The organism is Qipengyuania triglochinis (genome assembly GCF_054655615.1).
On sequence record NZ_BAAHND010000001.1, the window covers coordinates 199,719 to 223,945 of the forward strand.

25 protein-coding genes and 1 tRNA gene are annotated in these 24,227 nt (G+C 60.1%); 13 read left to right on the top strand and 13 right to left on the bottom strand.

From position 1 onward, the window contains the following. Nucleotides 1–107 precede the first annotated feature (107 nt). Genes ftsY through ACYQ0G_RS01085 form a run of 4 tightly spaced genes read right to left on the bottom strand, consistent with a single transcriptional unit; the run spans nt 108 to nt 4,751 of the window. Entirely contained in the window at nt 108–1,031 is a 924-nt protein-coding gene (gene ftsY, locus ACYQ0G_RS01070) for a signal recognition particle-docking protein FtsY (RefSeq protein ID WP_460098403.1), read from the bottom strand. Further along, nucleotides 1,028–2,215, bottom strand: coding sequence for a MiaB/RimO family radical SAM methylthiotransferase (locus tag ACYQ0G_RS01075; protein WP_460098405.1), 1,188 nt, complete (start codon nt 2,213–2,215; stop codon nt 1,028–1,030). The genes ftsY and ACYQ0G_RS01075 overlap by 4 nt, the downstream gene beginning before the upstream one ends. After that, nucleotides 2,212–3,021, bottom strand: coding sequence for a diaminopimelate epimerase (gene dapF / locus ACYQ0G_RS01080; protein ID WP_460098407.1), 810 nt, complete (start codon nt 3,019–3,021; stop codon nt 2,212–2,214). Before dapF ends, ACYQ0G_RS01075 begins: the two co-directional genes overlap by 4 nt. A gap of 41 nt (nt 3,022–3,062) precedes the next feature. Next, nucleotides 3,063–4,751 carry a putative bifunctional diguanylate cyclase/phosphodiesterase gene (locus ACYQ0G_RS01085; RefSeq protein ID WP_460098409.1) on the bottom strand — a complete coding sequence of 563 codons (1,689 nt, stop codon included), beginning with the start codon at nt 4,749–4,751 and terminating at the stop codon, nt 3,063–3,065. Nucleotides 4,752–4,899: 148 nt separating this feature from the next. Between ACYQ0G_RS01085 and ACYQ0G_RS01090 the strand changes: the two genes are divergently transcribed. Both ACYQ0G_RS01090 and ACYQ0G_RS01095 read left to right on the top strand, forming a co-directional pair. Next, a complete protein-coding gene (locus tag ACYQ0G_RS01090) occupies nt 4,900–5,310 on the top strand; it encodes an EVE domain-containing protein (RefSeq protein WP_460098411.1) in 411 nt (136 codons plus the stop codon). A gap of 115 nt (nt 5,311–5,425) precedes the next feature. Next, entirely contained in the window at nt 5,426–5,608 is a 183-nt protein-coding gene (locus ACYQ0G_RS01095) for a CsbD family protein (protein WP_460098412.1), read from the top strand. Nucleotides 5,609–5,674: 66 nt separating this feature from the next. On the opposite strand, the gene ACYQ0G_RS01100 is transcribed toward ACYQ0G_RS01095, so the two are convergent. Further along, on the bottom strand, nt 5,675–7,342 hold the full coding sequence (locus tag ACYQ0G_RS01100) for a thiamine pyrophosphate-binding protein (RefSeq protein WP_460098413.1): 1,668 nt from the start codon (nt 7,340–7,342) through the stop codon (nt 5,675–5,677). 194 nt (nt 7,343–7,536) lie between these two features. On the opposite strand from ACYQ0G_RS01100, the gene ACYQ0G_RS01105 reads away from it, so the two are divergent. Beyond that, complete coding sequence (locus ACYQ0G_RS01105) at nt 7,537–7,686, top strand: hypothetical protein (RefSeq protein WP_460098415.1); 150 nt, start codon at nt 7,537–7,539, stop codon at nt 7,684–7,686. Here the strand turns inward: ACYQ0G_RS01105 and ACYQ0G_RS01110 are convergent. Further along, nucleotides 7,683–9,026 carry an MFS transporter gene (locus tag ACYQ0G_RS01110; protein ID WP_460098416.1) on the bottom strand — a complete coding sequence of 448 codons (1,344 nt, stop codon included), beginning with the start codon at nt 9,024–9,026 and terminating at the stop codon, nt 7,683–7,685. The genes ACYQ0G_RS01105 and ACYQ0G_RS01110 overlap by 4 nt on opposite strands. A 114-nt stretch (nt 9,027–9,140) precedes the next feature. On the opposite strand from ACYQ0G_RS01110, the gene pgsA reads away from it, so the two are divergent. Beyond that, nucleotides 9,141–9,734 carry a CDP-diacylglycerol--glycerol-3-phosphate 3-phosphatidyltransferase gene (gene pgsA, locus ACYQ0G_RS01115; RefSeq protein WP_460098418.1) on the top strand — a complete coding sequence of 198 codons (594 nt, stop codon included), beginning with the start codon at nt 9,141–9,143 and terminating at the stop codon, nt 9,732–9,734. Between the two features lie 262 nt (nt 9,735–9,996). Here pgsA and ACYQ0G_RS01120 read toward each other — a convergent pair whose 3' ends face one another. The 3 genes from ACYQ0G_RS01120 to ACYQ0G_RS01130 form a co-directional block, all read right to left on the bottom strand. Continuing rightward, a complete protein-coding gene (locus ACYQ0G_RS01120) occupies nt 9,997–10,377 on the bottom strand; it encodes a RidA family protein (protein WP_460098419.1) in 381 nt (126 codons plus the stop codon). Between the two features lie 69 nt (nt 10,378–10,446). Continuing rightward, complete coding sequence (locus tag ACYQ0G_RS01125) at nt 10,447–10,797, bottom strand: ArsR/SmtB family transcription factor (protein ID WP_460098421.1); 351 nt, start codon at nt 10,795–10,797, stop codon at nt 10,447–10,449. After that, nucleotides 10,794–11,261, bottom strand: a complete 468-nt coding sequence (locus tag ACYQ0G_RS01130; protein WP_460098422.1) for an SRPBCC domain-containing protein — start codon at nt 11,259–11,261, stop codon at nt 10,794–10,796. The genes ACYQ0G_RS01125 and ACYQ0G_RS01130 overlap by 4 nt, the downstream gene beginning before the upstream one ends. Nucleotides 11,262–11,429: 168 nt before the next feature. On the opposite strand from ACYQ0G_RS01130, the gene ACYQ0G_RS01135 reads away from it, so the two are divergent. Together ACYQ0G_RS01135 and map are read left to right on the top strand one after the other, a co-directional pair. After that, nucleotides 11,430–11,639, top strand: a complete 210-nt coding sequence (locus ACYQ0G_RS01135; protein WP_460098424.1) for a ParD-like family protein — start codon at nt 11,430–11,432, stop codon at nt 11,637–11,639. 1 nt (nt 11,640) lies between these two features. Beyond that, the gene (gene map, locus ACYQ0G_RS01140; protein WP_460098426.1) at nt 11,641–12,402 is read left to right on the top strand and encodes a type I methionyl aminopeptidase; all 762 of its coding nucleotides are present in this window, start codon (nt 11,641–11,643) and stop codon (nt 12,400–12,402) included. A 15-nt stretch (nt 12,403–12,417) separates the two neighbouring features. Here the strand turns inward: map and ACYQ0G_RS01145 are convergent, their stop codons facing one another. Next, nucleotides 12,418–13,314 (bottom strand): hydrogen peroxide-inducible genes activator, encoded by an 897-nt coding sequence (locus tag ACYQ0G_RS01145; RefSeq protein WP_460098428.1) that lies wholly within the window; start codon nt 13,312–13,314, stop codon nt 12,418–12,420. A 118-nt stretch (nt 13,315–13,432) separates the two neighbouring features. After that, nucleotides 13,433–14,662 (bottom strand): ribonuclease D, encoded by a 1,230-nt coding sequence (gene rnd, locus ACYQ0G_RS01150; RefSeq protein WP_460098430.1) that lies wholly within the window; start codon nt 14,660–14,662, stop codon nt 13,433–13,435. Between the two features lie 159 nt (nt 14,663–14,821). Here rnd and aspS point away from each other — a divergent pair, with 159 nt between their 5' ends. Beyond that, entirely contained in the window at nt 14,822–16,687 is a 1,866-nt protein-coding gene (aspS, locus tag ACYQ0G_RS01155) for an aspartate--tRNA ligase (RefSeq protein ID WP_460098431.1), read from the top strand. A 58-nt stretch (nt 16,688–16,745) separates the two neighbouring features. Here aspS and ACYQ0G_RS01160 read toward each other — a convergent pair whose 3' ends face one another. Then, nucleotides 16,746–17,177 carry a ferritin-like domain-containing protein gene (locus ACYQ0G_RS01160; protein WP_460098432.1) on the bottom strand — a complete coding sequence of 144 codons (432 nt, stop codon included), beginning with the start codon at nt 17,175–17,177 and terminating at the stop codon, nt 16,746–16,748. Between the two features lie 155 nt (nt 17,178–17,332). Between ACYQ0G_RS01160 and ACYQ0G_RS01165 the strand changes: the two genes are divergently transcribed. The 5 genes from ACYQ0G_RS01165 to ACYQ0G_RS01185 all read left to right on the top strand — a co-directional run bounded on the left by ACYQ0G_RS01165 (nt 17,333) and on the right by ACYQ0G_RS01185 (nt 20,578). Continuing rightward, nucleotides 17,333–17,569: an acyl carrier protein gene (locus ACYQ0G_RS01165; RefSeq protein ID WP_006834437.1), complete on the top strand. Its 237-nt coding sequence runs from the start codon at nt 17,333–17,335 to the stop codon at nt 17,567–17,569. 110 nt (nt 17,570–17,679) lie between these two features. After that, nucleotides 17,680–18,939, top strand: coding sequence for a beta-ketoacyl-ACP synthase II (gene fabF / locus ACYQ0G_RS01170; protein ID WP_460098434.1), 1,260 nt, complete (start codon nt 17,680–17,682; stop codon nt 18,937–18,939). 1 nt (nt 18,940) lies between these two features. Beyond that, nucleotides 18,941–19,909 (top strand): endolytic transglycosylase MltG, encoded by a 969-nt coding sequence (gene mltG, locus ACYQ0G_RS01175; protein WP_460098436.1) that lies wholly within the window; start codon nt 18,941–18,943, stop codon nt 19,907–19,909. Next, nucleotides 19,906–20,424 (top strand): 2'-5' RNA ligase family protein, encoded by a 519-nt coding sequence (locus ACYQ0G_RS01180; RefSeq protein WP_460098437.1) that lies wholly within the window; start codon nt 19,906–19,908, stop codon nt 20,422–20,424. Before mltG ends, ACYQ0G_RS01180 begins: the two co-directional genes overlap by 4 nt. A gap of 77 nt (nt 20,425–20,501) precedes the next feature. Continuing rightward, nucleotides 20,502–20,578, top strand: a tRNA-Met gene (locus tag ACYQ0G_RS01185). 183 nt (nt 20,579–20,761) lie between these two features. Here ACYQ0G_RS01185 and ACYQ0G_RS01190 read toward each other — a convergent pair. Beyond that, on the bottom strand, nt 20,762–22,150 hold the full coding sequence (locus ACYQ0G_RS01190; protein WP_460098438.1) for a DcaP family trimeric outer membrane transporter: 1,389 nt from the start codon (nt 22,148–22,150) through the stop codon (nt 20,762–20,764). A gap of 145 nt (nt 22,151–22,295) precedes the next feature. Here ACYQ0G_RS01190 and acs point away from each other — a divergent pair, with 145 nt between their 5' ends. Further along, on the top strand, nt 22,296–24,227 hold the full coding sequence (acs, locus tag ACYQ0G_RS01195) for an acetate--CoA ligase (protein ID WP_460098440.1): 1,932 nt from the start codon (nt 22,296–22,298) through the stop codon (nt 24,225–24,227).

Consider the following 24,227-nt stretch of genomic DNA (forward strand, 5'->3'; position numbering starts at 1 on the left):
TTTTTGATCCATTATTGGCGCAGGCCCAGCGTCGCAGCTTCTATGTATATTCGCGTTGAGCGATCCAGGTGATCTCTCAACCGCATCGCTGACGAACGGGCCGGAACTTATGCAATTCCAGCGATCACGCGAGCGACCAAATTGGGATCGAAGGGGCGAAGATCGTCGATTTTTTCTCCCACCCCAATGGCGTGGATCGGAAGACCGTATTTTTCCGCGGCCTGAACCAGCACACCGCCTCGAGCTGTGCCGTCCAGCTTGGTCATTACAAGCCCGGTGACCCCAGCAACTTCCTTGAAGACGTCGATCTGCGAGAGAGCGTTCTGGCCGTTGGTCGCATCGAGCACCAGAACAACATCATGCGGTGCCTCGGGATTGAGGCGACCGAGCACTTTTCGGATTTTCGCCAATTCGTCCATCAGTTCGCGCTTGTTCTGCAGACGCCCTGCAGTATCGACTATCAGGACATCGGTGCCGATTTCGGTCCCTTTCTTGACAGCATCGAATACGATGCTCGCCGGGTCGCCCCCTTCGGGTCCGCGTACAATCGGCACACCTACACGGTCTGCCCAAGTCTGGAGCTGCCCGATAGCGGCTGCCCGAAAGGTATCGCCTGCGGCGAGCATGACATTGTAATCGTCTTCGACGAAAAGATGTGCCAGCTTGGCAATCGTCGTCGTCTTGCCGCTGCCGTTGACACCGATCACCAGCAATACCTGTGGCCGCGGAAACGCAGTGATTTCTAGAGGCTTAGCAACAGGGCGCAGTATGGCCGCAATTTCGTCCGCCACCGCCTGTTTCAGCTCATCCGCGCTAATTTCCAGCCCGAACCGTTTTTCTTTCAGGCGCTCACGGATACGGGCCGCAGCGCTTGGTCCGAGATCCGACATGATCAGCGCATCTTCGACATCGTCGAGCGTTGAATCGTCGAGCTTTGCCTTGCTAACCGCTTCGGTGAGATTTTCACTTAGGCGGTCAGAGGTTTTCTTGAAGCCACCGAACAGGCGCTCGGTCCAGCTGGGTTTGCTCATGACAGGAGATTGTCCTCGAGTGTCTTGGGCGTCACGGTGACGATAGAGCCGCGTGATGTACCTTGAGGCAGCTTTACGCGGGCGAATTCGGGTGAATAGCCTGTCCCGTCAGCTTCTGCGAGGACTTCGAGTGGTTTTTCTACCAGCGTCGCCGCCCAGTCAGCACGCAACTTGGCGACTTGGACACGCAGATCAGCGGCGCGCCGTTTGATGATCGAGCGTTCGATTTGAGGCATTCGCGAAGCCGGAGTGCCGGGCCGAGGAGAGTAGGGGAAGATGTGACCGTGAACGATATCGAGGTCACGAACGATAGAGAGGTTGGCTTCGTGGTGTTCCTCTGTCTCGGTCGGAAAACCAGCGATGAGATCCGCGCCCACGGCAATGTTTGATCGACGCGCTTTCAGGCGGCAAACCAGATCGAGAGCATCGGCACGACTATGCCGACGCTTCATCCGTTTGAGAATGAGATCGTGGCCATGCTGCAGGGACAGGTGGATATGCGGCATGATCCGGCGCTCGCCCGAGAATAATTCGAAAAGCTCATCGTCGACCTCGATACCGTCGATGGAGGACATACGGAGCCGTGTAAGGGTAGGGAATGCGTGGAGTACCGAACTCACCAAAGAGCCCAGCTTTGGATTGGCGGGTAGATCCTGACCCCACGACGTGACATCCACACCCGTGAGCACGACCTCAGCGGCGCCTGCATCGAGATGAATCTCGATTTCACGCAACACCTCCGCAATGGTGAGGGAGCGACTTTTTCCCCGACCTTGTGGTATGACGCAGAAGGTACAGACATGGTCGCAGCCATTCTGGACGGCCACAAAAGCGCGGGTATGAAGCGTAGTAGAGGGTGCTTCTTTTGCGGGCACGTTCCATGCGCGCGGATCCATTTTCGCTTCATTGGCAATGAGGCCATCGACTTCAGGCATCGCACCAAGTTGCTCACGTTCGATATCGGCTGCGCAACCGGTCACAAGTAGCCGAGCGTCAGGGTTGGTCTTGCGTGCCTTGCGAATTGCCTGCCGAGTTTGACGCACCGCCTCGCTTGTTACGGCGCAACTGTTGATCACGACAAGGTTCTCTTCTCCGGTCAGCATGGCGCGAATGCGCTCGCTTTCCGAAAGGTTTAGACGGCAACCTAGCGTAACGACTTCCGGCGGCTTCTGGGGCGCATTCATGCGTAGTCTCCCCATTCGAAAGTGCCGCGGAAACTCTCGTTTGCGGGGCCGGTCATGCGGATCGTCTCCACTGTTTGCCATTCGATCTGCAAATCCCCACCCGGGAGAGCAACTGTAACTGAAGCATCGACGAGTTTACGACGTATTGCGTGAACCGCAGTCGCGCAGGCCCCGGTGCCGCAGGCGCGGGTCAGACCTGCGCCGCGTTCCCACACGCGCAAGCGGATGCGTGTGCGATTTTCAATCGTTGCGACATTGACGTTGACGCGTTCTGGAAAAAGCGGATCGGTTTCTATTTCGGGTCCGAGATCATCCAAATGAACGCTATCGCAATCATCGACGAACGCAATCACGTGCGGATTGCCCACGCTTACAGCTCCGGGCTCGGTTAGAGGCCCCCAGGCTACTGGCATGGAGAGGGTGTCCATGGGATAGGCGAGCGGGATTGCGTCCCATTCGAAACGTGGTTTGCCCATATCCACGCTCGCCCCGCCATCGATCGGCGAAGCGACTAGAATGCGGCCCTCTGTTTCAATGCGCGCTTCCTTGCCGTGCAGCAGGGTGACAGCACGCGTTGCATTCCCGCAGGCGCCCACCTCGCTGCCGTCGGCGTTGAAGATGCGCATGCGGAAATCGGCTTGGGTGCTATGTTCGAGTAAAACCAACTGGTCGCAGCCAATACCAGTATTTCGGTCGGCAAGCGCCGAAGCTGTCGTTTGCGTCAAATCCGGTAGGTTCTGCTCGCGCGTATCCAACACGACGAAGTCGTTGCCGAGACCGTGCATCTTGATGAAAGGGACGCGCATGATTGCGCGCATCTACGTGGTGATAAGGATCAGGTCCAGCCTCAGCCGGCGCGAATGCCGCTTTCGCGGACCTGTTCGCCCGCGCTGTCCAATTCGGCTCGAACCAGTTGATCCGATTGCTCGGGAGCTAAATCTGCGAGGCGCCCGCACGCCGCCAAGCGTTCCAATACCTTGCTTGCTGGTTCGGGGCGACCATAGTGATAGCCTTGGCCCTTCATGCTGCCCCATTGCTTGAGGGCGGCAAGCACTTCGGCATTTTCGATGCCTTCTGCGGTAATGGGCAACTTCAATCCGTTGCTCATCGAGACGATGGCATTAACGAGTTGATCGCCATGCTCTTCAGTTTTCAGTTCACCGATGAAGCTGCGATCGATCTTAAGGCGATCGAAGGGCAGGCTGCGAAGCTGCGAAATGCTGGCATATCCTGTGCCGAAATCATCGAGGCTGACCCGCACTCCCTGGTTGCGCAGCGAAGTGATCATTGAACGCACCATGCCGATATTCTCATGCAGGCAGGTTTCCGTGATCTCGATTTCGAGGCGATGAGCCGGGAAGCGATGCTCGAGCAACAATTTAAGGATTTTCTGGGCAAACCAGGGATCACGCATCTGCACCGGCGAAATGTTTACCGAAAGAGTGATCGATGGATGCCACTTCTTTGCATCTTCGAATGCAGCGACGATGAGCCCTTCCGACATTTGGGATATAACTCCGATTTCTTCGGCAATCGGAATGAAAATGTCAGGGCCGATCAAACCCATCTCAGGCGATTCCCACCTCGCCAGCATTTCGAAACCGACGATTTCGCCTGAATCCAGATCGACCTGCTGTTCGTAATAGGGGACAAACTCACCTTTCTGAATGCCCCGCCTGATCCCGGCTTCGAGTTCATTGCGGAACCGAAGGTCGTTTTCCATCGAACCTTCAAACCAGCAATAACGGTTCTTTCCGTGCTTCTTGGCGTGATACATGGCGATATCCGCCTTATGCATCATGCTCTGCGCGCGAAGGTCTACCTCGCTCTCCGTCGCTTGGAGCGATGTTGCAACGCCGATCGACACTGAGATTTCGATGGCAGCGTCCTTGTAAAGAACTGGACGGGCGACCGTCTCTACCATGCGACCCAATACAGGGTTGAGCCGATTATCGGCGGAGCCGATGAAAGGCACAGCGCAGATGAACTCGTCGCCTCCCAGTCTGGCGATATAAGAGCCTTCGGGAAGCAACGCCGAAATGCGCGCAGAAACTTCTCTCAGGACGCTGTCCCCAGCGGCGTGCCCATTGAGGTCGTTCACCTGCTTGAAATTGTCGATGTCGATGGCGATCGTTGCGAGTTCTTGCTTGGGGGATTCCTGCTGAAGCCAAGCCTCCATTTTACAGACGAAGCTGCGGCGATTGAGGCAGGCCGTCAAATCGTCCATGTCGGCCTGACGCCGAGCTTCCTCTTCCGACTGCCTGCGTAGTTCAAGCTCCGTGCTCAATGCCTTGTATCTGTCCCATCCAAGCAGGATCAGGGCGATGTTAAGCAGAAGAGCATTGGTGAGCAGAAATTCCGACCCCGTCGGCTGCAAGTGGCCCGAGCGCACGATTTCCGGCAATACGGAGCCTGCGGAGGCCACGAAAATCGCGATCGCGGAAAGGGCAATTATCAAAGAAACGAGATTGCCGCCGCTCTTGATGGCGGAGTTCTGATCCCTGTTCTTGCGGTCCGGATTGAAATATTTCGCCAAGTTGATCCCCGATGAGTCGGCACCGCACTGGTAGGATTGTTCTGCCTAAAAACCGGTTAATCCGGATGATCACGGGCGCGCACGGTGGAAAAGGGTGATTGGGCCCGCTACGTGCCGAACCAGATCGCAATCACGAGAGAAAATTCGCATGGCACGATATTGGCTGATGAAGTCGGAACCGTTCAAATACAGCTGGGATGACCTGGTCGCCGAAAAGGAGGGGACGTGGGACGGTGTGCGTAACCATCGTGCAAAGAACAATCTCGCGGCGATGGAGGTCGGCGATCAGGCTTTCTTCTATCACTCCCGCGAGGGACTGGAGATCGTCGGCATTTGCGAAGTGAGCGTAGCAGGGATCACCGATCCGACCGATCCAGAAGGCAAATGGGCGGCGGTAAAGATCGTGCCGAAGACAAAACTGCCCCATCCCGTCTCCCTCAAGCAGATCAAGGCAGAGCCTCAGCTTGCTGATTGCGAGCTGGTGAAACTATCTCGGCTCTCCGTTGCTGAAATAAAGCCTTCCGAGTGGTCAATAATACTCGAAATGGCAGGCATTTAATCTCGTCGCTTCAAACGTTCGGCTGGTCGCATAGCCAGGAACGTAAACACCGGGGCTACCGTTTCTTGATTATAGACGCGCCGATGATCGGCGTCTGAAATTAAGGAGACGAACCATGGGTGAACTGACCGAAAAGGCAAAAGGTAACGCCAACGAAGCCGCTGGCAACACCAAGCAGGCTGTAGCGGACGCCACCAACAATCCTAAGCTGGATCGTGAAGGCAAGCGCCAAGAAGCAAAGGGCGAAGCCCAGCAGTTCAAGGGCGAAGTCGAAGGCAAGCTCGGCAACGACGTCTAATCGAGCGCTCTTACTAAGCAGCGAGAAAAGGTCGTCTCCCAAACGGGAGGCGGCCTTTTTCGCTTTCTACTTCTTGCGCAACCCGCTGATAGTTGCGCCGCTGGCGGCCAGCTGCTCGATCTCGATTTTGCAGTGGACGAGACGAAGCCCGGATCTACCTTGCGCCGCAACCAGCGCATCCTTGAACTCCTCGGTTGTTGAAGCCGTGGCGGACCATCCACCATAGGCCGCCGCAAGTGTGGCAAAGTCAGGATTGGCAAGCTTTGTTCCGCTGATCCGATCTTCGCCAGGAAACTCTCGTTCCTGATGCATGCGGATAGTGCCGTAAGCCGAATTGTCGACGATTAGCACGATCAGATTGGCACCGTGCTGGACTGCGGTGGCCAGTTCCTGGCCATTCATCATGAAGTCGCCATCCCCTGCTACCGCAACGACCGTGCGCTGGGGATAGCGCAGGGCGGCAGCGACGGCCGCAGGCACTCCGTAGCCCATCGCGCCGCATGTCGGTGCGAGCTGGGTTGGAAAGCCGTCATAGCGCCAATAGCGGTGCCACCAGCCGGCGAAGTTTCCGGCTCCGTTGCAGACGATCGTGTCGGGCGGAAGAGTATCGCGCATGAACTGGACGCACTGGCCCATATCCAGCGCAAAGTCTGCCGGATGGGCGGTGGCCCAGTCCTCCCATTCCGCATGCGCCTCCGCCCCTGCATCGAAATCGATCGCATCTCCTTCGTCCCAGAGAGCTACGCTCTCGGCGAATTCGGCCATGTCGGCGCAAATCGCTAGATCGGCGGGATAGACGCTGTTGAGCTCCGTGGCGTCCGGATGCACATGGATTAGCTTCCGGTCGTCCGCCGTGAGGGGCGGTACCGTGTAACCGTCGGTGGTGGCTTCACCCAGCCTAGCGCCCACGGCAATGACGAGATCGGCGTCTTTGACGCGCTTGACCAGCTTGGGGTTGGGGCCGTAGCCAAGGTTGCCCGCATATACGCTGCTGGAGGGAGAAATCGCATCCTGTCGGCGGAAGGCTGTGGCAACGGGAATGCCCAACCGCTCCGCGAACAGCTGGAAATACTCGCGCGCCTTTGCATTCCAGCCTGCGCCGCCAATAATGGCGACGGGTGAAGCCGCGTCTCCGATCAGAGCCATCATCGCCTGCATCGCGTCTGGGCACGGCGCCTGGGCAGGCCGTTCGACGCGCGGCCGCGGCTTGGCGTCTGTATCCCTGCTAAGCATGTCTTCCGGCAAAGCCAGCACGACAGGACCGGGGCGGCCCGAAATTGCCGTGGCATAGGCCCGCGCGACATATTCGGGAATGCGATCGGCGCTGTCGATCCGCGCAGCCCATTTCGCGATCGGCCCGAAGAACGCGGCAAAGTCGACTTCCTGAAAGCCCTCACGGTCGCGCATCTCGCTATCCACATCGCCCACGAACAGGATCATCGGCTGCGAATCCTGCATGGCGACGTGGACACCGATGCTGGCATTGGTGGCGCCCGGCCCGCGGGTGACGAAAGCCACGCCTGGGCGCTGCGTCATCGCGCCATCGGCGCAGGCCATCATCGCGACGCCGCCTTCCTGTCGGCAGGTGACCAGATCGATGGTTTCCTGCTTTCCCAGCGCATCCAAGACCTGAAGGAAGCTTTCGCCCGGCACGGTGAAGATGCGTTCGCATCCCTGCTCGATCAGGCAGTCGACGAGGAGCTTTGCGGCGGCGGGGGTAGGGCGCTTGGTCATGCTGCTGCGGTTAGCCCCGCCGCGCCTGCCGCGCAATCGCCTGTGCCATGCCACCCACCCCTCAGATCGGTGGGCGAAAGCTGTCCCAGTTCGGGATGCTGCACATTTGTGCGGAAACCAATGGTTAAGAAAGCGTTAAAGCCCATGTTATGAGACGCTCCCTGGTCCTCTCGAGTGAAGGCTCCCGCCATTGGATGCGGACCCTGATCCCCCATCGCCGGCCATTGTTTGCCGATCTGGCCCAGCCGTCCAGTTTCGACTGGCGACTTACGGCGAGCGACGTTCGCGGTGTCGCGACGACGTATTTCGCTTCGCTCGCGGCCGTGCTCGCCTTCATCGTCTAGACGGCGACCGCCGCCGCCGCTTCCCTTTCGGCCAGCAGCAGCTTGCGGCCCAGCCATGCCGAGAACACGCACATGGCGGCGCTGATCAGCACCTGCTCCACGATCGGCACGCCCGCCGCGCTCATCCCCATCGCCAGCAAGGATCCGCCCACCATCGCCCCCGAATTGACGATGTTGTTCGCCGCGATCGTGCGCGATGCCTTTTCCGGCGAGGCGCGGGTGGTCAGAAACGCGTAGAGCGGCACCACGAACATCCCCCCCGCGATCGCCACGCCCAGTAGGCATAGCAGGATCAGGCTGGCCATCGGCCAGGCGAGGAAACCGGCGATGTTCAGCAATTCTGTAGGCTGGTCCGTTTCCCACACCTTGCACACTGCATAGAAGGCCACGACGAAAGCCCCCATGGCGAGCACCGATTGCGGCGCATAGCGGGCCGATACCTCGCCTTTGAGCAAGGCGCCCACGGCAACCGATCCGATGGCCACGCCGATCGAGAAGACTACCAGGAACAGGCTGGCCACTTCCTTGCTGGCCATGAGCACGTTCTTGGCCAGCGGGGGGAACTGGATGAACAGCACCGCGCCGATGGTCCAGAAGAAGCTGATGGCAAGGATGGCGAAGTAGATCTCGCGGTTGTGCATCGTTTCGCGGATCAACCGGTTCGACGCGCGCAGGATGTGCCAGTCCAGTTCCTCGACCTCTCCCTGTGCAGGGGCGGTGGGGACCTGGCGGCTGACGAGATAGCCGGCGATCGAAGTGATGATGATGCCCACCGCGGCGGCTTCAACCGGGATCCAGCCGGCCAGGATCGTGCCTGCAAGGATGGCGATATAGGTGCCCGCCTCGACCAGCCCGGTGCCGGCGAGCACTTCCTCGCGTTTCAGATGCTGCGGCAGGATCGCGTATTTGATCGGCCCAAGGAAGGTCGACTGGATGCCGGTCATGAACAGCGCCAGCAGCATCAGGATGATCGGGAAGGTGGTCTCGATGCCGAGGATGTTCACCGGCAGATCGTAGCCGCGCCAGGCCAGATAGAGGCCGCTTGCCCCGATCAGCATCAGCAGGATCTCGAAGGCTTTCACCCGCCGGATGATCACCGCCTTGTCGCGCATGTCCGCCAACTGCCCAGCCAATGCGGACAGGACGAAGAAGGGCAGGATGAACAGGCCCGAAGCGACGGCGGAGAACATGCCTTCCGCCTCTTCCGATTCGTAGATCTGGTAGACCACGAACAGGACCATCGCGGTCTTGTACAGATTGTCGTTGAAGGCATTGAACAGCTGGGTCACAAACAGCGGCAAGAACCGCCGGGACCGCAGCAAATGTGTGCTTGTGAACATGAACCCCCGGGAAGAACCCTTCCGTTTCGCCCCCTTCGTAGAGACATCGTCGCAGCGGACAAGCCTGCATTGTTTCTTTTGCGGTAAGACGTTTGCGGTTAGGGGAGGGGCCCGATGCTGAATTTGCCCAACATTCTCACCCTGTCGCGTATCGTTGCGATTCCCCTCCTTGCCTTCCTGCTGTGGTGGCCGGGCTGGGCCAGCGGCTATCTGATGGCCTTCGCGCTGTACTGCGCCATGGGCATTACCGACTATTTCGACGGCTATCTGGCGCGCACCAGCGGCACGGTTTCGAAGCTGGGCATCTTCCTCGATCCGATCGCGGACAAGATCATGGTCGCCGCGGTCATCCTGGTGCTGGCGGCACAGGGCGTGCTGCGCGGTCCCTATGTGGGCGATGCGCATGTCATTGCCGGGCTGATCATCCTGATGCGCGAGATCGCCGTGTCGGGCCTGCGCGAATTCCTCGGCGGCCTGCAGGTCTCCGTGCCCGTCAGCCGGCTGGCGAAATGGAAGACGACCTTCCAGTTGCTCGCGCTCGGCTCGCTGATCCTGGGGCAGGGCCTGCCCGGCTGGAACGTGATGATCGGCACGGTCGATGCGAATATACCGCACACCGTCGGCCTGATCACCCTGTGGGCGGCAGCGGTGATGACAGTGGTAACCGGCTGGGACTATCTGCGAGTCGGCCTCAAGCACATGGACTGACCGTGTGACACCGACAGGGGGTTTTGCAAAAAGTTCTCCTTTCCCGGCAAGCACGATGTTCTGCGGCTGGCGGCGAATTTCAGGCGCAACTGGTGTCAACTTCCGCTTGCGGTGAAATTCGGCCGGTCTGGTCCCGTCAGCAGCAGTGAAATTTTTTGTCGGGGCGAGCGCGGCCAGCATGGTCTGATGGCTGGCAGAAAACCGGCGTGTAGGAAAACGGGTTCTGCGGCGACGATGGGGCCGCCCAAGAACCGCGCATATTTCAATCCTTCATCGCGACGGCCTGAACTTTCACCTTCGCGCCAAAAGGCAGGCGGGCCGCCTCGTAAATCGTCCGGGCGGGGGGATGCGTAAACAGCTCTGCATAAAGCGCGTTGACCTCGGGCAGGTCGTCGAGGTCCGCAAAGGCGAGGTCTACGTAGACGATTTCATCGCTCGCAAAGCCGGCTTCGCGAGCGATCGCAAACACCAGTTCGAATGCGCGGGCCGCTTCTTCCCGCGCGCTGCCAGCCCGATAGCCATCGTCATAAACCGCCAATTGCCCGGAGATGTGGCAGGTCTTGCCGACGACCACGGCGTTCGAGATGGGCGAGGGTGATTTCGGCACCCCAGGTACGTCGATAATGTAGCGGCGTTCAGCCATTTCAGCAGTTCCTTGTCATTTTCGAAATTCGGGTCTGGAGAGGGCTACTTGGTTTAAAACTACCGCTTTTCATTGCGAATTTGCCTCGCCGAACAGATCTCCAAGGCGTTCGAGACGCGCTTCCCATTCCCGGCGGTGAAAGTTGATCCAATCCTGCAGGGCGACAAGGCCCGCGGGGTCGAGCTGGCAGGTACGGGTTCTACCGACCTTGCTGGAGCGTGCGAGGCTAGCCTTCTCGAGAACTGCAAGGTGCTGGCCGACCGCCGTCTTGCTGATGTCGAGAAAAGCGGAAAGTTCAGAGATGGTCGCAGGATGGTCCGAGAGCAGGCCCACCATCCGTCTGCGGTTCGCGTCACCCAAAGCGTGAAACAACGCGTCAGCCTTGGTTGGATCTATGATGCGCGGGCCAATGGAATTCATACCGTGCCCGTGCTGCTTGCCATCGCATCCAGCAGGTACTCCCACCCCATCCGGCGCATCGCCGGGCCATCGGCGCCTTCCATATAGACCGCCTGATGGGTCAGCACCACTTCCGTTTCACCTTCCTTGGGAGCGATCTTCACCGTCACGACTGCCGCCGACACCCGAGCCTGATCGACATCGAGCGTCTGGAAGAACACAATTCGTTCATTCTCGACAATCTCCGCATAGGTCGAGATCCAGCATAATTCCTGGCCGGCAATCGGCGTGCCTGGCAACATTCGGGCTGTCAGCCTTTCTTCGCCGCCCGGCCTGAAATCGAAGCTGTAGGACAATGGTTCATGCGAAGGGCTGGCGGCGTACCATCGGCTTTTGCGGTCCTGAAAGGCAAAGGCGCCGAAAATTGCGCTTGGTGAAGCGCTGTATGTCTTCCGAATCTCGAAGGTATCGTGGGTCAAGCTCATCGCCAGGCTCCTTGGTGAAGTTTCGGCTTCACTATCTGCTGGGCTGCGAATGGTCAAGTCTGGACTTCACTATCCCGATTGGATTGTCCTCACTGAGGAAGAGCCTTTGACTTTTGCAGAATGAAATGTCTATGGCACATAAACGTTTCATATATTCAGGAATCCCCCATGGGCCTCGTTAAAATCAATGAAGAGCTGCATGAGCAGGTGCGGGCTGCCAGTGCGGTTATGTGCCGGTCGATCAATGCACAGGCCGAATTCTGGATGAAGATCGGGCGGCTGGCGGAAGCCAATCCCACGCTGTCTTTCAACGAGATCGTATCGCAGCAGCTCGCGCTGGCCAGCGAGGATGAGAGCGCTGTCCGCGCGGCGGCCTGATATGGTCAAGACACCTGACGAAATCGCCCTGATGCGCGCCTCCGGGCGCTTGCTGGCGTCGGTCTTCGAGATGCTCGATGGGCTCGACCTGCAAGGCATGTCGACGATGGAAATCAACGATCTGGTAGAGCGGTTCATTCGCGAGGATCTGCAATCGCGGCCTGCCAGCAAGGGGCAATATGGCTTCGCCTATGTGCTGAACTGCTCGATTAACGAGGAGGTCTGCCACGGCGTCCCTTCAGCGAGCAGGGTGGTGCAGGACGGAGATATCATCAATCTGGACATCACGCTGGAGAAGGACGGTTTCATCGCCGATTCCAGCAAGACCTACATGATCGGCAATGCGTCTGCGCAGGCGCGGCGGATCGTCAGGATCGCGCAGGAGGCCATGTGGGCGGGCATCCGGCAGGTCCGACCGGGCGGGCACCTGGGCGACGTGGGCTTCGCGATCGAGAAACACGCCAAGAAGAACGGCTGTTCGGTGGTGCGCGAATATTGCGGCCACGGGATCGGGCGCGAGATGCACGAGGATCCGCAAGTGCTCAATCATGGAAAACCGGGGCGCGGCGTGCGGCTGCGCGAAGGCATGACGTTCACGATCGAACCGATGGTCAATCTGGGCAGCCGGCACACGCAAACGCTGGATGACGGGTGGACCGTGGTTACGAAGGACGGAAAGCTATCCGCGCAGTTCGAACATACCGTGGCAGTAACCGCCGATGGCGTGGAAGTGCTGACCTTGCGGCAGGACGAGCGGGTCTGATCGCAAGCCGCTCGCTCAGCCTGCGCGCAATTCCTCGGCAAGCAATTCGAAATCATCCCGCCGGGGGGAGTTCTTGCGCCAGATCAGCGCGATTTCTCGGCTGGCGAGGCTGGATTTCAGCGGGCGCGCGACGACTTCGGTGCCGTTGAGGATACCGGCGTCCACCGCCATTTCGGGCAGCATGGTGAGGCCGAGGCCGTTGTCGACCATTTGCACCAGCGTGTGCAGGCTGGTGCCGATCATGGTGGTCGAACCGCGCAGTTCCGGGCGGTTGCAGGCGGCCAGCGCGTGGTCTTTCAGGCAGTGCCCGTCTTCCAGCAGCAGCAGGCGGCCTTCGTCGATCATGTCGGCGGTGACCACTGCGGGCGGATCGCGCGGATCGTCCTTGGGGAAGGCGACATAGAGCGGATCGTCGGCGATATGCGCCTTTTCCACCTCGCCGGTGCTGAAGGGGAGGGCGAGCAGCACGCAATCCACCCGGCCGTGCTGCAGCGATTCCACCGCGTCATGGCTGGTTTCCTCGCGCAGGAAGAGTTCGAGATCGGGACGTTCCCGGCGCAGGCGCGGCAGGAAGCGCGGCAGCATGAAGGGCGCGATGGTGGGGATCACGCTCATACGCAACTGCCCCGCCAGCGGCTTGCCTGCGGCCTGGACCAGATCGGCCAGTTCTTCAGTCTCGCGCAGCACGCGGTGGGCCTTGTCGACCACCTGATTACCCAGTGCGGTGAACCTGACCACCCGGCGGCTGCGTTCGACCAGCGTCACGCCCAGCAGCGATTCAAGCTCGCGAATGCCTGCCGAAAGCGTCGATTGCGACACGAAGCTGGCATCGGCAGCGCGGCCGAAATGGCCATGCTCGTGCAGGGCGACGAGATATTGCAGCTGCTTGAGGGTGGGGAGGTAAGTTGACATTATGCTACGCCCTTAACCGTTCGCCCTGAGCTTGTCGAAGGGCTGCACTTCACTTTCGAGGTGCCTTTCAAAGAAAAAGACGGTGCTTCGACAGGCTCAGCACGAACGGGGTGGGGGATTACCCGGCTTCGACCTCGTCGCCGGTGATCACTTCGTCCTGAGCCGCGATCATGTCCGCGCGCACATCGTCAGTATGGGTCATCAGAAGGCGGCCATCCTTCACCGCGAAGGCCAGCCGGCCCTCGACCAGTTCGAGCGCGTCCTTGCCGAAGACTTCATAACGCCAGCCTTCGAGGATCGGCAGCTTGCGAACCCCGGCGGCGAGCGCTTCCATCTCGTCCGCCCGCGTGAGCAGGCGCGAGGCCACGTCGATCTCGCGTGCGCGGATCTTGAGCAGCAGCTTGAGCAGATCGGCCACCAGCGCGCCTTCCTTGCCCAGCGGCGCGCCGCGCTTGGGCTTGTCGGGCATTTCGTCCTTCGGCAGCGGTTCGGCCTTTTCGAGCACTTTCATCAGACGCTTGCCGATGTCATTGTCTTTCCACGCATTCGACAGCCCGCGCACTTTGGTAAGGTCGGCCTGTTTCTTGGGCGGATGGCTGGCGATATCGGCCAGCGTTTCATCGCGCATAATGCGGCCGCGCGGGATATTCTTGTGCTGCGCTTCCGTCTCGCGCCATGCGGCCAAGCCCTTCAGCCGCCCGAGCACGGTGGGATTGCGGCCCGGCGACCGGATGCGTTTCCAGGCGATTTCCAGATCGTTGGCGTAGTTCGCCGGATCGGCGAGCTTTTCCATTTCCGCATCGAGCCAACCGCCGCGCCCGGTCTTGATCAGCTTGGCGAGGATCTTGGGGAAGATATCGGACAGGTGGGTCACGTCGCCGATGGCATATTCGATCTGGCGATCGGTCAGCGGGCGGCGGCTCCAGTCGGTGAAGCGCGCGCCTTTGTCGACCGTGATGCCGAGCCAGCTTTCGACCAGATTGGCATAGCCGATCTGTTCGTTCTGGCTGATCGCCATCATCGCGATCTGGGTGTCGAAGATGGGGTGGGGCGTCTTGCCGGTGAAATTGTAGACGATTTCGACATCCTGCCCGCCGGCGTGGAAAACCTTGAGGACATCCTCGTTCTCGCACAAAAGGTCCCACAGCGGGGTAAGGTCGATATCCTCGGCCAGCGGATCGATCGCCGCGGCTTCTTCCTCATTGGCGATCTGCACCAGGCACAGTTCCGGCCAATAGGTGTTTTCGCGCATGAATTCGGTGTCGACGGTGACGAAATCGCTCTTCGCCAGGCGCTCGCACAGATCGGCAAGAGTGTCGGTGTCGGTAATTAGATCGTGTATTTTCATCGTATCATTTCTGTCTATCGAGCGGAGTACCGCTCCCGCACCGCGTGCGAACCTTGACAAAAGCCCGCTGGTGCCCTGTTAGCGCGCGCGATTCCGAGTTAAGGAGCCGCCACGCCCGCGCCCTTAGCGCCATACATCCTAAATTGGAAAGAATTCCAGATGCACGCCTATCGTACCCACACCTGCGCACAGCTGACCAAGGACAATGTCGGCGACACCGTTCGCCTGTCGGGCTGGGTGCATAACAAGCGCGACCATGGCGGCGTTCTGTTCGTCGACCTGCGCGATCATTACGGCATCACCCAGATCGTTGCCGATAGCGACAGCCCCGCGCTGCCGGTGCTGGAAAAGCTGAAGCTGGAATCGGTCGTCACCATCGACGGCACGGTAAAGGCGCGCGACGAGGTAGCGGTCAACAAGAACCTGCCCACCGGCGAGATCGAGGTTTTCGCCCGCGAAGTGGAAATCCAGAGCCGCGCCGAAGACCTGCCGCTGATCGTCAACCAGGCGGAAGACTATCCGGAAGAAACGCGCCTCAAATACCGGTTCGTCGACCTGCGGCGTGAGCGCGTGCATGCGAATATCATGCTGCGCAGCAAGGTCATTTCCTCGCTCCGCCAGCGCATGATCGCGCAGGGCTTCAACGAATTTCAGACCCCGATCCTCGGCGCATCCAGCCCCGAAGGCGCGCGCGACTATCTGGTGCCCAGCCGCCTGCACCCGGGCCGCTTCTACGCGCTGCCGCAGGCGCCGCAGATGTTCAAGCAGCTGCTGATGGTCGCCGGTTTCGACCGCTATTTCCAGATAGCGCCCTGCTTCCGCGATGAAGACCTGCGCGCTGACCGCAGCCCCGAATTCTACCAGCTCGACTTCGAGATGAGCTTCGTGACGCAGGAAGATGTCTTCCAGGCGATCGAACCCGTGCTGGCCGGCGTGTTCGAGGAATTTTCGGGCGGCAAGACCGTGACTCCCGCCGGTGAATTCCCGCGCATTCCCTATGCCGAAGCGATGCTGAAATACGGCAGCGACAAGCCCGATCTGCGCAACCCGCTGATCATTTCGGACGTCACCGACCACTTCGAGAAATCGGGCTTCGGCCTGTTCGAGAAGATCGTGGGCGGCGGTGGCCGCGTGCGCGTGGTCCCGGCTCCGAACACCCATGAAAAGAGCCGCAAGTTCTTCGACGAGATGAACGATTGGGCGCGCCGCGAAGGCTTCGCCGGCCTCGGCTATGTCACCCGCAAGGGCGGCGAATTCGGCGGCCCGATCGCCAAGAACCACGGCACCGAAGGCATGGAAAAGCTCTATGCCGAACTGGGCCTGGGCGAAAACGACGGCCTGTTCTTTGCCGCGGGCAAGGAAAAGGAAGCCGCCAAGCTGGCCGGTGCCGCACGTACCCGCGTGGCAGAGGAACTGGGCCTGATCGAGGAAGGCTGCTTCAAGTTCTGCTGGATCGTCGATTTCCCGATGTTCGAGTATGACGAAGACGCCAAGAAGGTCGATTTCAGCCATAACCCGTTCTCCATGCCGCAGGGCGAGATGGAAGCGCTGGAGACCAAAGATCCGCTCGATATCCTGGCATGGCAGTATGACATCGTCTGCAACGGGTACGAGCTGTCTTCGGGCGCCATTCGTAACCACCGCCCGGACATCATGTACAAGGCGTTCGAGATCGCCGGTTACAGCCAGGAAGATGTCGATGCGAACTTCAGCGGCATGATCGAGGCGTTCAAGCTGGGGGCACCGCCGCATGGCGGCTCGGCACCGGGCATCGACCGCATCGTGATGTTGCTGGCGGACGAGCCGAACATTCGCGAAGTCATCGCCTTCCCGCTCAACCAGAAGGCGCAGGACTTGATGATGGGCGCCCCCAGCCTCGTGTCCCCGAACCAGCTGCGCGATGTGCACGTGCGCCTGTCGCCCGGCGCGATCGAAGCGCAGAAGAACGCGAAGTCGGGAGAAGAAACCGACATGAACGGCACCGCCACCGATCGGGATACGCCCGAGCGTAGCGACGATAAATAACATGAAAAAGGGCGCGGAGCCGAAACTCCGCGCCCTCCTTCAGACGACTACTCGGTAATTAGTCGTATTGATTCTCGACGATGTCGCCGAAGCGTTCGCCTTCACAGATTTCTGCGTAGCACTGCTGTACCACGGCGCGTTCCTGCGCTTCGAGCTGGTCGCTGTTGAGCGCCTTTTCGAACTTGCCCTTGATGTAGTCTTCGCCTTCTTCGACACGTTCCGCAGCAGCTTCGTCATTGCTTTCGAATGCGGTGCTGATGCTCTGCCACATCTGGTGTGCTTCGCCGGTCATGGTGCCCTTGGTCACCAGCTCGTCGCCCTGGCGTTCAAGTTCCGCATTCATCTGACGCAGTGTCGCTTCGCGCTGACTTGCGCGCTGCTGCAGCGCCTGCTTGAGCTGGAGGCTATCGGCTTTTTCGCCTGCCTGGCGGTAGCCTTCGACCGAATCGAAGGTGGTGTCGGTGAGGCTTTTGAAAGTTGTGGTAGCCATTGAATTTACTTCCCTTTTGGATTTGGTTACTGTTCACTCAATGGCCGAAAGCGCTAATGGGTTCGCGTAAGGAGACGAGTTGCCCTTGCGCTGCGCTGCGGCGTTGACTAGGGCGATGGCCAACTATCAAACCCCTAAGATTGAGAGGGAAAAGAATGAGCGATACTGCCGACCGCGTGCAGAAGATTGTCGTCGAGCATCTCGGCGTCGAGGCCGACAAGGTCACCCAGGAAGCAAGCTTCATCGATGATCTGGGCGCTGACAGCCTCGACATCGTCGAGCTGGTCATGGCGTTCGAAGAAGAATTCGGCGTTGAAATTCCCGACGATGCGGCTGAGAAGATCACCACCGTCGGCGATGCGACCAAGTATATCGAAGAGCACAAAGGCTAAGCCAGCAGGCTTAGCTTTCAGCTTTTCATGACCTGCGCCCCGGGTGCAGGACCGGACAGGCCCGACCCCGACGATGGGCCGGGCCTGTTGTCTTTTTTGCGGAGAAATTCATGCGTCGTGTGGTCGTTACCGGACTTGGCCTCGTCACCCCCCTGGGCGGAGACGTCGAAACCAGCTGGGCCAACCTGATTGCGGGCAAGAGCGGGGCGGGGCAGATCACCCGTTTCGATGCCTCGAACCAGAAGGCGACGATCGCCTGCGAGGTGAAGGACAAGGACCATCCCTGGGGCTTCGACGCTGACAAGCGTGTCGATCCGAAGATCCAGCGCCAGGTCGATCCGTTCATCGTCTTCGGTCTCGATGCTGCCGGTCAGGCGCTCGAAGATGCCGGCCTCACCGAAATGGACGAAGCAACGCGCGAACGCGCCGGCGTGTCCATCGGCGCAGGCATCGGCGGCCTGCCGGGGATCGAAAAGGAATCGGTCAATCTGCACGAACGCGGCCCGGGCCGTGTCAGCCCGCACTTCGTCCACGGACGCATCATCAATCTGATCAGCGGCCAGGTTTCGATCCGCTATGGCCTGATGGGGCCGAACCACGCCGTGGTCACCGCCTGCTCGACCGGCGCCCACTCGATCGGCGATGCAGCGCGCATGATTCGCGATGACGATGCCGATATCATGCTGGCGGGCGGTTCGGAATCGACGGTCAATCCGCTCGGCATTGCAGGCTTCGCGCAGGCCCGTGCGCTCAACACCGACATGAACGACCAGCCTGAAAAGGCTAGCCGTCCCTACGACAAGAACCGCGCCGGTTTCGTCATGGGCGAGGGCGCCGGTGTGGTCGTGCTTGAAGAATACGAACACGCCAAGGCACGCGGCGCGAAGATCTATGCCGAAGTGACCGGCTATGGCCTGTCGGGCGATGCCTATCACGTTACCGCGCCGCATCCCGAAGGCCGGGGCGCGGAACTGGCCATGCGCATGGCGCTGAAGAAGGCGGGGCTGGAGCCTTGCGATATCGATTACGTCAACGCCCACGGCACATCGACCATGGCCGACACGATCGAACTGGCCGCGGTAAAGCGCGTGCTGGGTGACGATCTGTGCGGTGCATCGATGAGCTCGACCAAATCCGCTATCGGCCATTTGCTCGGCGGCGCAGGCGCGGTGGAAGCGGTGTTCTGCATCCTTGCCATCCGTGACCAGATCGTTCCGCCGACGCTCAACCTCGACGATCCCGACGAAGGTACCGAAGGCGTCGACCTGGTGCCGCATACGGCGAAGAAGCGCGAAGTGAATGCGGTCCTCAACAACAGCTTCGGCTTTGGCGGGACCAATGCATCGCTGATCATGCGGAAGGTCGACTGACATGAAGAAGCTCGGCCTCGCAGCGGGGGCCGTGGTCCTTCTGGGGCTGGCGGGCCTCATATGGTTCGCCAGCGGTTGGTACGGCTCGGCCGAGGTCGAGGAAGATACCAGCTTCATCGTGCCGCAGGGCTCGACCCTAACTGCCGTCGCCGGTTTGCTGGCGGATGAAGGGCTGATCGATTCGTCGGACAGCTTCCTGCTGCGCGCGAAGATCCTGGGATCAGGCGATCCGGTCCAGGCGGGTGAGTTCCTGATCCCGGCAGGCGCCAGTGCGTCGCAGATACTCGATACCTTCCAGAACGGGCAGGTGATCCGCCGGTTCGTAACCGTGCCGGAGGGTCTGCCTTCGATCATGGTGTGGGAACGCCTGATGGCGGAAGACCTGCTGACGGGTGAGGTTCCAGTGCCCGAAGAAGGCTCGGTCCTGCCCGATACCTATGATTTCGAACGCGGTGAAAGCCGGGCCTCCGTCGTGGCCCGGATGCAGGCTGCAATGGACAAGTATCTGGCGCAGGCATGGGCCGACCGGTCTACGAATGCCGTCGTGAAATCGCCCGAGGAAGCCATCATTCTCGCCTCCGTCGTGGAGAAGGAAACCGGCGTCCCGGAAGAGCGGCGCATGGTGGCAGGCGCGCTGTCGAACCGCGTCCGCATCGGCATGTCGCTGGGCGCAGATGCGACGACGATCTATCCCATCACAAAGGGCAAGCCGCTGGGCCGCCGCATCAAGATTTCGGAACTGCGCGACAAGAACCCCTACAACACGCGGGCCATCGCAGGCCTGCCGATCGGACCGATTACCAATCCGGGGCGCGAGGCAATCGCGGCGGTGCTCGATCCAGCCGAGACCAAGGCGCTCTATTACGTGGCGGATGGCAGCGGCGGGCATGTCTTCGCCGAAACGCTCGACCAGCATAACCGCAATGCGGCAGCGTGGCGCAAGCTGCGCCGCGAGCGCGGCGAAATGTGAGCGGGGCGGACGCGCCCCTGATCCTGACGGCGGAACTCCCGCCTGAACTGCATCGCCATTATACCGCCCTGCGTACCGAGCATTTCCCGCCAGAGCGCAATTATCTCGAAGCGCATGTGACGCTCTTTCACGCGATCCCTGCGCAATGTGCGGATGAATTGCGGCGCTATCTCGCGCGCCTGGTGGGCGATTTCGCTCCGATCCGGGGGCAGGTAGAAGGCCTGATGTCGCTGGGCGGCGGAACAGCAATCAAGCTTGCCAGCCCCGATCTGCTCGCCCTGCGCGACGAGATTGCAGAGCATTTCCGCGGAATGCTGACCCAGCAGGACCAGCACCGTCCCCGGCTGCATGTGACCATCCAGAACAAGGTGACGTCGAAGGAAGCAAAGACGCTGCAGGCCGCTCTTTCCGGGATGATCGAGCCGCAGGAAATCGCTTTTCCCGGCCTCGGCCTGCATGCCTATCGGGGCGGCCCATGGGAATTTATCCGCCGCTTTGCATTTCGGCGGAAATGAGTGTTGACCACACGGCCCGCTCGCCCTAATGCGCCGCCTGCCGAGCGGGCAACTGCCCGCCACGCGGCCCTGTTCGGGGCGGAGTAGCTCAGGTGGTTAGAGCAGCGGAATCATAATCCGCGTGTCGGGGGTTCGAGTCCCTCCTCCGCTACCATAGTCGAATCCGTTTGGGTTCGCATGCTTCCGCACAATTCAAGAAAACAAATTTAGATCAGTGGGCGCGTGTGATTCGCGTCCGCTCGCTACCGCATGGGTCTGCATGAAGCCGGGTTTGATGTGGGGGTATTTTTGAGGGTACTTTCGTAAAGAAGGAAATGGCGTGATACCCCGTTCACAATCAGAATGTGTACTTTGTCGAGACCTGAACCTTTTGTAGGTTGCCAGACTGGCCAGCCTCGGTAGTTCGTTCGGCGTACATGTACTCAATACCAACATCGACCGGGCTGACAGGCGAGTAGATGATGTTCGCCAGCACGTTCCAGCTTTCATCGGTCACTGCGCCGGACGTCAGCAACACGGGATTGTCGGCCTTGAAGTAGGATCCAGCAATGGTCGAGCGCAGTCGATCCGACCACTGATGCCGCAAGGCGCCGAAGCCCGAATAGGTAAAGATCGGATCGAGGTTCCCATTCGAATTGATGGCAGCATCATTTACGATGTTGATCCCGATGTAGCGGCCAAGCCCGTCACCCACCGTTCCCATGACCCTGAAATCGTCCCGTTCGCCCAGTTGGAACTTGCCGGCTAGGCTGATGCCATAGCCGAGCGCGCTATCCGAACCCGTCCCAAAGTCATCATCGGCGATGCGGAGGTTGCGCAGAATGCCCGCTGCCGAAACCGAACCCCATTCGCCACCGAAATTATAGCGCGCGACAATGTCGGGAATGGTATCGTCGCCGGGAAGAACGCGTGCACCATTGCGTGTGGTCACGGTGGTTTCAGGCTGCTCAAGTGCGAGCATCAGGCCGCCGTCCGTATAGCGGATCATCGGCTGACGGACGAACACCGTGCCCGGAGTCGTGCCGACGAAGTCAAGGCTTTCCGGCAGAGTACCGACGTTTTGGAACGTCGACCAAGCCTGTCCAAAGAGCCAGTTGTCGTAGGTGATATAGGCCTGCCGTAAGCGCGGGACGTAGCTGTTGGAAACCCGTTCGTCCCCTTCGGAGGTCACCATGAAGTCCAGTTCAAGCTGGGAGCCGAGTGAGTGACCCTCGCCCACGTCGGTTGCGGTTTTCAAAATGAACCGGGTCTGGCGGGCGTTGAAATCCGTGTCCCAGCCGGACGCGTCGCCGCCCACAGGAATTGCGCCCGGAATGAGGAAATCGCGCACGATGCTACCGCTGGCAACCTGCCCTGCGCTGGTGCGCTGGGTAATCGCATCGAGTTTTACATAGCCGCCATAGGAAACGAGCGTCTTGCCGACGCGGAATCCCCTGTCTTCTGGCTGTTCGGACGTTTCGAGCTGTGCGGCCAGTTCGGCCTGCTGCTGCTGGAGGGCGCGTGTTTCCGCCAGCGCCTGCTTCGTTTGCGCAATGGTCTGCGCCTGTTGGACATCCGTCTCGGCTTCGTTGGTATCAAGCCGCTCGACCAGTTGCATGACCAAGGCCTCAAGTCTGTCAAGGCGCGCTTCGACATCATCGTCCTGCGCGGCAACAGGCGCGGCTGCGAGACATGTTCCTGCCAGAAGTGCTGCCCGAACCACGACCCTCAATGCGCTGCCAGCCATGCTTACCTCCCTCCGATTTCATGAGAAAGAAGTATGCGCCTCTTTGCGGAACGCCGAATATCGGCAGATAGTCGTAAGACATTCGTCTGACAGCGCGGAAGGCCTAACGGCTGCTATTAGGTCTGCAGATTAGGGAGATTCCTGCATGCTCGATGCCATCCACCGTCTTGGCACCGCTAACGAAACCTATTGCACGCCGGAACAGTATGAGACGCTTTACCGACGGTCGTTGGAGGATAGCGACGGCTTCTGGCTGGAGCAGGCTGGGCGGCTCGACTGGATCGCGAGCCCGAGCAAGGGCGGCGAGTGGTCCTTCGACCCTGTCGACATTGCCTGGTTCTCCGATGGCACGCTCAACCTCTGCCATAATGCGGTCGATCGCCATCTGCCGAAGCTGTCCGATGTGCCCGCGCTTATATTCGAGCCCGACGATCCGCGTGGCGAACGGCGCATGCTGACCTATCGCCAGCTTCACTCCGAAACCGTATCAATGGCAAATGCACTCAAGGCGATGGGGGTAGGGAAGGGCGACAGGGTCACCATCTACATGCCGATGATCGTCGAGGGCGTGCTCGCCATGCTCGCCTGTGCGCGCCTGGGCGCAATCCATTCCGTGGTCTTCGGTGGCTTTTCTCCCGAAGCTTTGGCCGGGCGGATCGAAGGGTGCGCCAGCCGCTTCGTGATCACCGCGGACGAGGGTCGGCGCGGCGGCAAGTCTGTATCGCTGAAAGCCAATGTCGATGCCGCCTTGGCCGAACTCGCCGACGATACGCCGATAGATGGGGTGCTGGTGGTGCGCCATACCGGTGCGGACATAGCGATGAGCGCCGGACGCGATTACTGGTACCATGATGTCGCCAGCGATGCCGATTGTGCTTGCGAGCCCATGGCTACCGAAGATCCGCTGTTCATCCTGTATACGTCAGGCTCGACCGGCAAGCCCAAGGGCGTTGTCCACACGACTGGAGGCTACGGCGTGTGGACGGCGACGACTTTCGCTTATGTTTTCGACTACAAGCAGGGGGAAGTCTTCTGGTGTACAGCCGATATTGGCTGGATTACCGGCCATAGTTATATCGTTTACGGCCCACTGCTCAACGGCGCCACGCAGGTCATCTTCGAAGGTGTGCCGAATTATCCCGACCATGGCCGCATGTGGGATGTGGTCGCGAAGCATGCGGTAAACATTCTCTATACTGCCCCCACTGCGATCCGCGCATTGATGCGAGAGGGGGGTGGTTTCGTAACATCGCGCGACCGTTCCTCGCTCCGCTTGCTGGGTACGGTGGGTGAGCCGATCAACCCCGAGGCATGGCGCTGGTATTTCGATGTCGTGGGCGAACAGCGGTGCCCGATAGTCGACACTTGGTGGCAGACAGAGACGGGCGGCGTGATGATCACCACACTGCCAGCCGCGCATGACATGAAACCGGGCAGCGCAGGCAAGCCCTTCTTCGGAATCCGGCCGGAACTGGTCGATGGCGACGGCATGATTCTGGAAGGCGCGGGCGAGGGCCATCTGTGCATTGCCGCGAGCTGGCCCGGTCAGGCAAGAACGGTCTATGGAGACCATGCGCGGTTCGAGCAGACCTATTTCAGCACGTACCGCGGCAAATATTTTACCGGTGACGGCTGCCGACGTGACGAGGACGGCTACTACCGGATCACAGGGCGCGTAGATGATGTGATCAATGTTTCCGGCCACCGCCTGGGCACAGCCGAAGTCGAAAGTGCGCTGACGAGCCATGCCAAGGTCGCCGAAGCCGCGATTGTTGGCTACCCGCACGACATCAAGGGGCAGGGCATCTATTGCTACGTCACCCTCAACGCAGGCGAAGAGCCGTCGGATGAACTTTATGCAGAATTGCGCGGACATGTGCGCAAAGAGATCGGCCCCATCGCCTCGCCCGACCATCTGCAATTCACCGATGGTCTGCCCAAGACCCGGTCCGGCAAGATCATGCGACGCATCCTCCGCAAGATAGCCGAGAACGAACACCAATTTCTGGGCGACACATCGACGCTGGCCGATCCGGGCCTGGTTGATCGGCTGATCGAAGGAAGGCAGAACCGATAG